Source organism: Rheinheimera sp. UJ51 (assembly GCF_020819615.1).
GTDB classification, from domain to species: Bacteria; Pseudomonadota; Gammaproteobacteria; order Enterobacterales; family Alteromonadaceae; genus Alishewanella; species Alishewanella maricola.
On sequence record NZ_JAJHOG010000021.1, the window covers coordinates 1 to 12,616 of the forward strand.

The window sequence follows — 12,616 nt, forward strand, 5'->3', positions numbered from 1 at the left end:
ATGAAGCCATTGTCGAAGCTTGTAGTGAAGCTTGGAATAGCTTTATCAGCGATACCGCGAGGGTGATCAAGATGTGCACAAGAGATTGGGCGGTACTGAACAGACTTTAAGATGGAATGGTATAAGCTAAGCCCAACAACAAAAGGTGAAGGAACAGGGCGCTTTACTATCCCAGGTGAAAAGAAAGATTACCTCGATAGGTGGGTCGATTTTGTACTTCACGCAAAAGTAGATTATTCAGATGCAAAAACCGGCCGATTAGAGCTTTGGGTAGATGGCAATAAAGTGCTTGATAAACACAATATCCAATTTGGTTACAATGATGAAAAAGGTATATACCCGTCTTGGGGCATGTACTTTAATGGTGACCTAAGCGTGATGAAAAACGATCACTTTTTATACTTAGACTCAATTAAAATGAGTATCGATAAAAACGCTACTTATTCAGACGTATCGCCATGATTGCACTATTTCATAGAATCCTTGCAACTCAACTTAACTAATTTTTTGTAAACTTCTTAAGTAAATATTAGTGCCATATTTACAACATTATTTGTTTTATGGCTATATCTTCACCTCTAGGCTACCCACCGGTGTTACGCGATGCATGTTGCGGATGAATCCGAACACTGCTTTCGGTCGAATCCGATCAATCTTTTCGGTTTTATCCGAACATTTTTAGCCATTATCAACGAAATAATCGAGGTATTGATCTTAAGCAACAAGAGACGTTGTTGTGCAACCAAGCATCACTAGATGCCTGTAGAATAACGGTGCAACAATTGTAGATTTACTGTTTATCGAATAAAGACACTGATCTGCTTTTAACTCTTAATCTCCTACCGAATAACACAATTTTGCCCCAAATTAAGCCCATGTAATCTTATGAATTTTATCAAGATTAAAGTATATATACTTAAAAAATAGGCGCTCTTCATATTAATAATAAAAAAAGCGCCTTATTTGGAGGTGTTCCATATTAGTTGATGAAGCAAATTTATCGTAACTTAGCCTCACAAGATCATTGTTAAACTCGCAAGTGATTTGTCAATTTACACTTAATTCTCGCGCAGCTTTTGGACCGTCGTAATCATAAATAAACCAATCTACGTCGATATAACCCGCATCTTCTTTCTCATTCCAAGTAAAGAACCCTAAGCGGTCCCCAGTCCATTTGCCGAATTCAATTTTGAAGCTAGGACCAAATGCTTTGAATGCTTTACCATCAAAACTGTATTCATAGGTACCATTGTCACGCACATTAGAAGTCCTGATAAATAATTCATCAGCGATTACCTCAGGCCCTACGACTTTTTCTGCAAATGTATTCATATAAAAAAGATGTTTTTTGCCATCTTCAGTCATATGCACTCCTAACAAGTTGTAAACACCACCATAGCGAACAAAACCAGCCAATTGATTTGGTCGCATCCCTGAAAGGTTAAATTTTGCAACAGCTGTGCCTGTGGTGATCCCCATGATACGTTGACTCAGTGTATTGCTAGCTCGCCAGAAAGCCGTGTCTGAGCCGTCGTCGTTAGTCCATTCATTGTTCTGAGGTCCGTGTCTGGGGTTGGCGGGTAAAATCTTGCTGGCTTTAAGTCGCAACCAACCTGACCTTTCGGTAAGCGACCAATGAGTATTTCGTGGATTATGATTCCATTCCCATTGCAATCCTAAAATTTCAGAAGAGAAATTATCATCACTATTTGGTGCTGTAATTGGATAACCATCGATAGGCTTTTTATAACGCCACACCGGCTCGCCAATACCATCGCCATCTTCATCAATTCCAATAATAGGCCAGCCGTCTACCCACGTTACGGGTTCAAGAACCTGTGGGCGACCTTGGAAAGGGATATCATCATTTTGAATAAGCTGATGCATATACCACCATGAGCCATCTGGTGCTTGCATCAAACTACCTTGACTTGCGCTTCGGTCGTTAAATACAGAACCTTTCTCCAGCACGATGCGTACCTCATAAGGACCGTAAATACTCTCTTTTGAACGCAGCACTAATTGTTTTCTATCGTTCTTGGGGTTCTTAACTCCTGGCTTGGTCGATTTATCATCCATTGTCCATTGAGCCATGAAAATGTACCAATAACCGTTAATCTTATAAACTTTAGCAGCTTCTGCTCCCAAACCGGTATACACCAATTCACCTTCATCAAGAATTTTGGTACCGTCCCAACTCATTTCATAAATGCGGTTTTCATTTCCTTCAATGGTGTTTTCTGGTCCCTTTTGTTTAAGACCAGTATTGATTAATATATAAGCTTTACGGGTTTCGTAATCCCAATATACGGCGGGATCATCTAGTACATCTTTTTTCGACAACATCATAAGAGGCTCACTCCATGGGCCACGAATGTCTTTTGCTGTAGTCACCATCAAACCGTGCTGATAATCGATTTGATACACGTACCAAAGGCCTTCATGATAGGCAATATCACCCGCCCATACGCCGAACGAATAGCCATTCATTCGGTTCCAATTGTACTCAGGAGCCCATGACAAGCTAGGAAAGGCGTGACCAACGTTACGCCAATTCACCATGTCTTTCGATTCAAGAATCGGCATACCTGGTGACATATGCTGCTTAGAGGTGATCATGTAATAAGTATCACCCACTTGTTCAATATCTGAATCCGGATAATCGGCATTCAATATGGGATTAATGTAAGTACCGTCTCCTTGGTCTCCAAAACTGCCGGTTTTTGCTGGGATCATTAGCGTGGGTTTTACATCTGTTTTATCCACAACTGACGATTCTATTTCTGCGGTACAACCAACAAGCAGCAGCATTAAAATCAAGTTTATTAGCTTATACATCATATAAGAATGACATTTCATAACTATCACTACCTCTATATAAACGAATACAGGCACCATGAATGCTCTTGCCTAACATTTGTTACAAGTTTTGATTTTCTGTTCAAGCGTGAACAGTAAGAATATGGAAATACCGTCTAAGGCTGCATACAGCAGTCATCACATGTGACCCACACTTTGAAAAGTGAAGGAGTAATTACCAGGAGATAATTTTGACAAATCAGTCGTAGCACCCACTAAATAACCTTGAGGAACCACAATATTTGCTGTGGTATTAGATGGCACAGTAATTTGCATAGATAGTAAACCTTGGCTTTTTTGCCATGCCACCCTCACTGTTCCCTGAGGGGTAAGATATTCACCGCTAGCGTAATCTAGTTGCTCGCCTAATTGTGGTGCAATCTGAATAGTTTTAAATCCTGGTTCCGTTGCTTGAATGCCTAAAATACCCTCGAAGAACCATCGGTAAACACTACCGTAGGCGTAATGATTCAGGGAATTCATTCCTTGTGGGTTAAACCCGTCTTGAAGTGAATAAGAGTTCCACCGCTCCCAAGTGGTAGTAGCACCATTGTTGATTGAATAAAACCAAGAAGGGTAAGTTTCATTAAATAGAATATGGTAGGCAAGGTCGGTTCTGCCACTTTTTTGCAATTCTGTAAGTAACATCGGCGTACCTAAAAATCCTGTTCTTAAATAATTGTCGGCTAACACCACTTGCTCAATGAGAAGTGCTTGCGCCTGCTTTATTTTGTCTTCAGGAAATAAGTTAAAAGACAGACCTAGTAAATAAAAAGTTTGTGTCGGTTTGCCTAATTTAGGTAGCAGATTTTCGTCCAAAAATTCCTTTCTAAATGCTGTTGTTATCTTCTTATGAAGAGCTGAAAAGTACTCTGCTTCTTGAGTGTTACCTAGAACTAATGCCGCTTTCATTGTTAGCTCTACTGAGCGTGCAAAATAGGCTGTGGATATGTAGCTAAAATCAGTATCGCCTCGATTACCCTTAACACCCTCTCCTTGCGAAAATGGCTGTAACCAATCACCAAAGGTGTTCATGGTCGAAATATAATGGCTAGCATGAGTCTCATGATACTCAACCCACTTTTTCATCGCAGGGTAATTATCTTGCACTATTTGCTTGTCGCCAGTCAGAATATACAAATCCCAAGGAATAATTGTAATGGCATCACCCCATCCAGAAGATGCCCAGTCAATTTTCCATTCCACATGAGGAACATATAGTGGAATTTTTCCTTCAACAGATTGGTCTTCTCTGACACTTTGCAACCATGCAGCCCAAAAACCATAAACATCAGCTAAATACATAGAAGGAGTCGCGAAGACTTGTGCATCACCTGTCCATCCCAGGCGTTCGTCCCGTTGTGGACAATCTAATGGTATGTCATAAAAATTACTGCGCAAACCCCACAATATATTTTCTGATAGCTTGTTAAGCTTATCATGTGAACTGGTAAAACCAGCATGAAGCGCAACATCTGAATGTTGAACTAACGCTTCAACCCAGTCACTTTGAGGTAAAAAAGAACTATCAAAACCAGATATTTCAATATAGCGATAACCGTGATATGTGAAGGTGGGCTGGTACCAAATTTCACCGGTTTGATTCGGCAATATAGTATTGGTGGATTTTGCGCTTCGATAGTTTTCTGTATAAAACTCGCCTTTGTGCAAGGCTTCTGCAAAGCGTATTGTTATTTCCTGCCCTGCAATAGCGGGTACTTTGATGCGTGGTACCCCCACCATATTCTGGCCAAAATCAAACACTGCAATGCCTTTTTGGTGACTGTCTGCTTTAGACACTATTGCCTGCACGGGAATTGTTTGTTTGTGCCGAATGGGAGCGTGACGCTTTGGCCTTAGGGCTAAGACGTCATTGACCGGTTCGGAGAGCACAGAAACCCATTTTGAACTTGTATTGATGTCGAAATTAACGGTGTTCCAACCCGATAAAACCTTTGCTTGATCATATTTTTCACCGTCATAAATGCTAGCAAAACGAATAGGGCCGTCTTGAGAAACAAACCAGCTGTCGTCCGATTTAATTATCTGGATTTCACCTGACTTTAATGTGATTTCTAATTGGGCAAGAAAACGAGCTGGTAAACGATGTTCTTGCTCTTCTTGATCAAACGCTCGACCGGCATACCAGCCACCTGCTATGACACTTGAAAGCACATTTTGTCCTTTACTCAACAACGATGTGACATCATAGGTCAGTGTTTCTATTCTTTTGGAATAAGGTGTCCAACCAGGCGTCATCACATCATTTGGGGCAACAACGCTGCCATTTATAAAGGCTTTGAATAAACCTTTTGCCGATACATATAAGCGAGCTTGAGCAACATCATCTTTTAATAGAAAAGGTTTACGCAAATATTGAGGTGTTGCTAAGGTTGCCTTACTTGGCATACGCGCAGGGTTGGTATCCGGATGTCCTATCCAATTGCCTTGCCAATCGTTGTTGGATAACAAGCCAAGTTCAATTGACTGTGGATCACTCCAATCAGAACCTATACCATCCTGATCCCAATAACGTACGCGCCACATGACCTGTTGTCGAGACTGAAGCGTTGGCCCCTGATACTTAATCCATGCATTTTGTGCAGAGTTCACTTTACCACTATCCCAAAGAAGGGGTTCTGCGGGTACTTTATTGAAACCAGAAGAAACTTGAATTTGATAAGCCAGTTGCATCCTATTTTCACTTGCAGGTAACTGCCAGGAAAAGCGAGGAACTGACTCGTAATAGCCTATAGGATTGGTGAACCCCTCACCTACAACTAACAGAGTAGGTACTTTATACTTTTCTATAATAATTGAGTGCTGTTCTTGCCCTTGAGATTGCTTTAGCAACGCTTTACTGACGTACGTGCAACAGGACAGCACAATGACAATTAGCAGGATCCAGTTTATCCTGCTAATTTGCAACATAGCCTTATTTAGCCTTGCCATTTTGCCATTTCTGAAGCAGCTAATAACACTGCGCCAGAACCATAAAGCTGCGAATCCGTTTTCTTCACAGGATCTGGGGACTTACCAACATGCTGAACCCAATTTACACGTCCATCATCAGCAACGGCTTTTTCTAATGCCGCCCAGCCTTTCTCTACTACTTCTTTAGATTTGTCATCAGTAAGAATGCCGTTGTTTACACCCCAAGCCAAACCATAAGTAATAAAAGCACTACCACTGACCTCAGGGGTTTTAACTTTGTTCGGGTCTAACAAAGACGCAGGCCAATACCCCTCAGGGGTTTGTAGCTTCAATAACGCTGCAGCGTTCTTTTTATACAATTCAAGATAGCGTTCACGAGAAGGATGACCATTGGGTAGATCATCAATAATCAACGGTAAAGAAGCAAAAACCCATCCGTTACCACGTCCCCAGAAAACAGGTTCACCGTTGTCACTTTTCATTTCAAAATAACGGCTGTCACGGAAAAACAAACCATAATCGTCAGAAAATAAATAGTCTGCTGCGGCCCAGAACTCGGCATCTGCGTATTCAAAATATTTAGGATCACCTGTTACATTACTCAGTTTTAACCAAGTTCTAGGTGCCATAAATAAAGCATCTGCCCAGCACCATCGCAATTGACAGTCACCCTCGAGATGCTGTTTTCCCGAACCACTGGCTGTAATGTCTAGCATTTCAAGACCGACATCAGGTCTATTAGCTAAAATCCAGTTGAAGTGCTGTTGTGTCGGCCTAATCGCCTCTTGATTACCTGTTTGCTCAGCCAACCAAAGATAGGTTTGTCCAATAGTATGGTCATCAGCGTGATAAGGGCGCTCGGTAAGCAATCCGTATTCTTGCTCTTTTGCCATTTTATTAACGTAGGTCATGAATTCAACGTTCTTGTCGACTTCTAGCCATTTAGTCAAACCAATATAAAAAGTTGCCTGGATCCAGAATTTTGGATTTTCTGATTTTTCTCTATGTGATTCAGGAATGTACGTTAAATTACCAAATTGGGCAATTTGCCACTTTGCTACACGTGTTGCAATGTCATGAGCTGACGCCACAATACTCTTTGATGCTTTAGCCATATCGGCAGAAGCCTGCGTTGTCTCTATTTGCGTATTATCACCGGCTTGAACAGTGATACCTTTATTGTTTGCTGGTTCACTGCAACCAGATAACAAAACGCTAACCAAAAAGGGAATAGTGGCAATTTTTAACAGTTTATTTCGCATAGCAAGTCCTCAACATAAATTCATTTACTTACAAACGTTGACGTATCTTTTGGCAAGGTCGCGTCTTTTAATGGACGTTGAATAGGTCCTTTTTGACCAAGTAAAAAGATTTTTCTATCTGCTGTATCTCTGGCAATTTGCCCAACAATCACTTGCGCATCAGGGTGTGCATTTTTGATCATTGCGGTAGTTGCAAAAGTCGAGTTTTTACGGCGCAGAAGCTCGCGTGTTTTAATAAAACTGTCGCCGCCATCACGGCTAAGCCATTCAGCTACAACACCGTCTTTGCCATCCGAGTCTGAAATAATGAATCGAATTGTATTAGGATCGGTTACCTCAAAATCACCACGAGAGATACCTGATTTTTGGCCATTCACTGGGCTGCCACCAAGCCATTCGTTGCCATCCCAACGAAGATGATAAGTTAGTTTAGGCCCACCTGCTTTTTCACCAATATCCTTACCCATATTAATAGAAACGTGAGGATTTCCTTTGTTATCCAAGTGTGTCGAGCCGTTAAATGTCCACATATCACCAGTATCCATAACTAGTGTTTTCTGCTCTGCCTCTTCTCTGGTAAGTGGAATATTTAATGGTTGATTATCAACTGTGCGCCATTCATCCGTTTCTGTATTAAAAACCATAAAGTGCACATCATGACGCCGCGGAACATGGCCTCGGCTATCGATGCCAGCGTCGTGATCCAAACATAAGTGATAGTCGAAACTTATAATTAACTCATTGCCTTCCCCTCTAGTAACCCAGGCATACCAGCTATCCACCGCCTTCACGTCAGTGCGTCTTTTATGTTTCAAGAAAGAAACCGGGGGCTGAAAGGTGCGGCCATGATCGGTAGATTTTTGGTATACCCAATCACTTCTATGTGCGCCATGACGATAAAACAGATAGATATCGCCATTATCCATTTTGATTGCTTGATTATAGGTGCCAAAAACCGAAATATTATCGACCGCTTCCCACTCAGTGATATCAAGAGGGCGTTTTGAGATTGAGTGTTTATTTGCTCCGTGATGAACATCACCTAGGGTGTTCACACCATGATGCTTATCGCCACCATGACCGCCATAAAAAATATGGATGTAACCGAGATCATCAATAAGTAATGTAGGTTTACCATGGTTGTCGAATTTTGTACGTCCCACTCGTCTACCTAAATCACTGGTTCCTGCACGAAAGGGTCCTAGCCAACTTTGAGCTTCATGATTGTATGCGGCTATGTAGGGATCTTCGAAAGGCCCTTGATAAGACACATAGGTAATACCATTGTGGTATTCACCTGCTGGTTGCTGCACAACAGCAAGTGGATTACCAGTACCATTATCTGCAAAGTAGTCAACCATTTGAGGTTGGCTTTTATCACCGCCCTCTACACTGCATCCACCCAATAAAAGTGATAGCAAGATGGTAAAGCTGACATATATCATTCTAGTCATGAAAATATCTCTTGAATTAATCAATGTCTAAGATGCACCGACGTTATATTACGTGGCGCACATGCTGTTATTTGTATTGTTCAAATAGTGTTAAGAATTCTTGTGCAATAGCAGGATTTTTAGCCGCCAGATTTTTAGATTCACCGGGATCTTTGAGAATATCGTAGAGCTCAACTTCAGCGTTAAAACCATAACGGACGGCTTTCCAATTACCTTTGCGAGCTGCCTGATAAGTGTCACCAATAATGCCAGAGTTAGGATCGCCTACTTGTTTCGAAAACTCCCAATAAAGAACCCTTTCAGGCATTTCTACAGGCGAGTCATTCAAAATTCCTTTAATAGATACACCATTTGTGCGAACGCGGGGTACAAGATTCAAATTAACATCTGCAATTTCTGCCAAGGTTGGTAATACATCAGCAAATGTCCAAGGGGTATCATCAACACGGCTTTGTTTAATCTTCGCAGGCCACTGCACCAACATGGGTACGTGAATACCACCATCATAAAGATCGCGTTTTATACCCTTGTAGGGACCCGCAGCTTTAAAGAACGCAGGATTTGCGCCCCCCTCATCATGTGGTCCATTATCAGAAGTAAAGAAAATTAAAGTGTTATCAAGTTCACCTTGTTCTTCAAGAGTTTTAATGACTTGACCAACATACTCGTCAAGAGCAGACACCATTCCGGCTAACACTGCATTGGGGTTATCAACAGGTTCTGGGTAATAAGCTGCGTATTTGTCAGACGGAACACCGTCTTTCATACCAAGGTAGGCTTTCTCATCATAGCCATACATATCACTGTATTTTTCAGGCACGGCAAGTTCAGCATGTGGCGATGAATAAGCTAACATAATAAAGAAAGGGTTTTCTCGATCTTGCTTGATATACTTTATGGCTTCATTAGTAAATAACTCTTGAGCGTAAGCCCCTTTTTTACCACCCTCGTTTTCTTTAATACGAATTTTTTCACCATCACGCCACAAGATATGGGGATATTGACGATGTCCTTCTAGAATCGAATAGAAACCATACCAAGTATCAAATCCCATAGCCAATGGGTCCGTTACTCCCATCTGGGAACCGATAGAATACTTTCCAAATAGTGCCGTATCGTAATTGGCATGTTTGAGCACATGAGCCATGGTGATATCAATATCTTGCAGTTGCACCGTGTTTGCGTTGTTAACCATGTAACGTCCATCGCGCCCAGTAAACAGAGAAACACGCGAAGGAGAGCAAACCGTGTTGCCAGCATAGGCATGATCAAAACGAATACCGTTGCTTGCCATTTGATCTAGATTTGGCGTTTTAATTGACGTATCGCCATAGGCACCAACTTGGTTGAATCCCAAATCGTCAGTCAATATAAAAATGATATTGGGCTTATCTGATGCAAACGTTGCTGATGTGTAAGTAGCACACATCAGCAACCCAGCGAAAACATTTAGAAAGTGGCGGACAGGTTTAATCATTTAATTTTACCTCGAAGCAGATTAACAAGGGTTCAATGCTAGCGTCATTGAAATTTTGTATCGTTTTCGAAGCATCTTACATGAATTAAATCGACGCCAAAAGAGTTATTGTGATTTTTTGTGACTTATTTTGACCGGCAATGTTAGCTGTGATTTATTTAATTAGCATATCGTTTGATACAGTTCAATTCGGTAAATGCCAGCTCCAGTCGTTGGGACATTGACTCTTCCATTTGACGAAGCCAAACTCGAGGATCGTAAAACTTCTTATTTGGTCCATCTGCATTATCAGGATTACCGATTTGACTTTGTAAATATCCTTTGTTGCCCTCATAGTAACTGTGAACTCCTTGCCAACAAGCCCACTGCGTATCTGTATCAATATTCATTTTAACAACACCATAGCTGATGGCTTGTTTTATCTCATCTGGACTTGAACCAGAACCGCCGTGAAAAACGAAGTTCAGTGACTTGGCTGCCAAACCGAACTTATCAGCAACATAAGATTGTGAGTTTTTCAAAATTTCCGGGGTGAGCTTAACGTTACCCGGCTTATACACACCGTGAACATTGCCGAATGATGCTGCTATAGTGAATTGAGAGCTAACTTGGGACAGTTTTTCATAGGCATAGGCAACATCTTGTGGCTGTGTATAGAGCAGAGAATTATCAATGTGAGAATTATCAACACCGTCTTCCTCTCCACCTGTTACACCCAACTCAATTTCAATCGCCATATCTATTTTTGCCATACGTTGAAGATAATCTGCACAAATAGCGATATTCTCTTCGAGTGCTTCTCCTGACAAATCCAGCATGTGAGAACTAAACAAGGGGTTACCGGTTTGCTCAAAATACTGCTCACCGGCCTTCAATAGCCCATCAATCCAAGGCAGCTGTTTTTTAGACGCATGATCAGTATGCAAAATTACTGGTATACCATAAAGCTTAGCTGCGTAATGAACATAATGAGCAGCAGCAATAGCACCGGTTATGGCGCAATCATGCGCCAACAAACCCACTCCCTTACCCATAAAAAACGAAGCGCCGCCAAAAGACAATTGAATAATGATTGGCGACTGTACTATTTTTGCCGCCTCTAGAGCTGCATTAATCGAATGGGTCCCAATTACATTTACAGCAGGATAAGCAAACTGATTATCGCGTGCTACTTTATAAAGAGTTTCCACATCGACCCCATTTACTACACCAGCTGGCACTAAATCTAATAGATTCATATGTTCCCTCTTTATTACTTTTAGCTTGAGAATTGTCTTACTAAATTTCCCAATGTCTCTTTTGCATCTCCAAAAATCATTCGAGTATTGAGTTTGAAAAATAGCGGATTATCTATACCAGCAAAACCTGTTGCCATACCTCTTTTCAACACAAATACGTTTTTGGCTAAATCTGCATTAATCACAGGCATACCGTATATGGGGCTCCCCTTCATCTCGCGCGCGGCTGGATTCACTACGTCATTCGCGCCTATTACAATCGCTACGTCGAAGTGTTCTATTCGCGCATTAATTTCGTCCATTTCTTGCAACTGTTCATAAGAAACATCAGCCTCTGCAAGTAGCACATTCATGTGACCCGGCATTCTACCTGCAACCGGATGAATGGCATAAACAACCTCAGCGCCGTTTTTTTCAAGCAGATGTTGAAGTTCCTTCATAGTATGCTGTGCCTGAGCCACCGCCATACCGTAACCAGGAATAACTACGACAGACTGCGCCGCTTCCAGCACATAAAATGCATCATCTGCTGTCATGGCCTTAATCTCACCTTCAATTTTCATATTACTGCTGACAACAACCTGAAAACCAGAAGTAAGTACGTTAATCAATGAACGATTCATGGCCTTACACATAATGTTTGTCAGTATTATCCCACTAGCACCGACCAGTGAACCCGCTACTATTAGTAGGTTATTCTCAAGCACAAATCCAGCAGCACAAGCCGCAAGCCCTGAGTAACTGTTCAGCAAAGAAATAACCACCGGCATATCTGCACCTCCAATGGGAATTACTGCCATTACTCCAATGATTAGTGCCAAAGCGATGGCGATATAATGCCAAGTCGCAACATGTGGTTGGTTAACAATAAGGAAACCCATTGTGATGGCAGCAATGATCAAAGCAATATTTAACGTAGCTTGGCCTTTAAAAACGATTGGACGTCCAACCATACGTTCACTCAACTTAGCCCAAGCTATTAAACTGCCTGAAAAGGTCACGGCGCCGATAAATAAAGCTAAATAACTGACGAAAAGAATAAAGACAGATAGCTCAGCACCGCTCACCAGCATCGCATAAGCCACCGCTAAGCTGGCCAATCCACCGGTTCCATTGAAAAGTGAAACCAGTTCAGGCATATCAGTCATAGCAACCTTCTTAGCGGCAAAAAAACCAATTATTGAACCTAATAAGATACTGACGAAAATGAGCTCGAATGAAAGAATCTCCTTGCTTAATAAGGTCACTATTACAGCCATAAACATAGCAACAGCTGACAATAAATTGCCTTTTCTTGCACTAGAAGGATGACCAAGTAATTTCAAACCAAAGATAAAAAGCGTTGCTGATAATACATACATAAAGTTGATAAATAACGAAACGTCTAACATT

General features: G+C 41.4%; 8 protein-coding genes. 1 reads left to right on the forward strand and 7 read right to left on the reverse strand.

The window, feature by feature from the left end:
• Nucleotides 1-111: 111 nt before the first annotated feature.
• Complete coding sequence (locus LMJ53_RS16230; protein WP_229588345.1) at nt 112-462, forward strand: heparin lyase I family protein; 351 nt, start codon at nt 112-114, stop codon at nt 460-462.
• A 585-nt stretch (nt 463-1,047) separates the two neighbouring features.
• Here LMJ53_RS16230 and LMJ53_RS16235 read toward each other — a convergent pair.
• The 7 genes from LMJ53_RS16235 to LMJ53_RS16265 all read right to left on the reverse strand — a co-directional run bounded on the left by LMJ53_RS16235 (nt 1,048) and on the right by LMJ53_RS16265 (nt 12,615).
• Entirely contained in the window at nt 1,048-2,859 is a 1,812-nt protein-coding gene (locus LMJ53_RS16235; protein WP_229588347.1) for a glycoside hydrolase 43 family protein, read from the reverse strand.
• Between the two features lie 138 nt (nt 2,860-2,997).
• Complete coding sequence (locus LMJ53_RS16240) at nt 2,998-5,790, reverse strand: alpha-L-rhamnosidase (protein WP_229588349.1); 2,793 nt, start codon at nt 5,788-5,790, stop codon at nt 2,998-3,000.
• Nucleotides 5,791-5,798: 8 nt separating this feature from the next.
• Nucleotides 5,799-7,055 (reverse strand): glycoside hydrolase family 88/105 protein, encoded by a 1,257-nt coding sequence (locus tag LMJ53_RS16245; protein WP_229588351.1) that lies wholly within the window; start codon nt 7,053-7,055, stop codon nt 5,799-5,801.
• Between the two features lie 20 nt (nt 7,056-7,075).
• Nucleotides 7,076-8,509, reverse strand: coding sequence for a BNR-4 repeat-containing protein (locus LMJ53_RS16250; protein ID WP_229588352.1), 1,434 nt, complete (start codon nt 8,507-8,509; stop codon nt 7,076-7,078).
• 67 nt (nt 8,510-8,576) lie between these two features.
• Nucleotides 8,577-9,986, reverse strand: coding sequence for a sulfatase-like hydrolase/transferase (locus LMJ53_RS16255; protein ID WP_229588354.1), 1,410 nt, complete (start codon nt 9,984-9,986; stop codon nt 8,577-8,579).
• A gap of 158 nt (nt 9,987-10,144) precedes the next feature.
• On the reverse strand, nt 10,145-11,224 hold the full coding sequence (gene fbaA / locus LMJ53_RS16260) for a class II fructose-bisphosphate aldolase (RefSeq protein ID WP_229588356.1): 1,080 nt from the start codon (nt 11,222-11,224) through the stop codon (nt 10,145-10,147).
• Nucleotides 11,225-11,244: 20 nt separating this feature from the next.
• On the reverse strand, nt 11,245-12,615 hold the full coding sequence (locus LMJ53_RS16265; RefSeq protein ID WP_229588358.1) for an NAD(P)(+) transhydrogenase (Re/Si-specific) subunit beta: 1,371 nt from the start codon (nt 12,613-12,615) through the stop codon (nt 11,245-11,247).
• Nucleotide 12,616: the final 1 nt, after the last annotated feature.

Excerpts from the sequence above, each read along its gene's own strand:
- LMJ53_RS16250 (WP_229588352.1), bottom strand. The coding sequence starts at position 8,509 with ATGACTAGAATGATATATGTCAGCTTTACCATCTTGCTATCACTTTTA.
- LMJ53_RS16255 (WP_229588354.1), bottom strand. The coding sequence starts at position 9,986 with ATGATTAAACCTGTCCGCCACTTTCTAAATGTTTTCGCTGGGTTGCTG.
- LMJ53_RS16240 (WP_229588349.1), bottom strand. The coding sequence starts at position 5,790 with ATGTTGCAAATTAGCAGGATAAACTGGATCCTGCTAATTGTCATTGTG.
- LMJ53_RS16230 (WP_229588345.1), top strand. The coding sequence starts at position 112 with ATGGAATGGTATAAGCTAAGCCCAACAACAAAAGGTGAAGGAACAGGG.
- LMJ53_RS16235 (WP_229588347.1), bottom strand. The coding sequence starts at position 2,859 with ATGAAATGTCATTCTTATATGATGTATAAGCTAATAAACTTGATTTTA.
- LMJ53_RS16245 (WP_229588351.1), bottom strand. The coding sequence starts at position 7,055 with ATGCGAAATAAACTGTTAAAAATTGCCACTATTCCCTTTTTGGTTAGC.
- fbaA (WP_229588356.1), bottom strand. The coding sequence starts at position 11,224 with ATGAATCTATTAGATTTAGTGCCAGCTGGTGTAGTAAATGGGGTCGAT.
- LMJ53_RS16265 (WP_229588358.1), bottom strand. The coding sequence starts at position 12,615 with ATGTTAGACGTTTCGTTATTTATCAACTTTATGTATGTATTATCAGCA.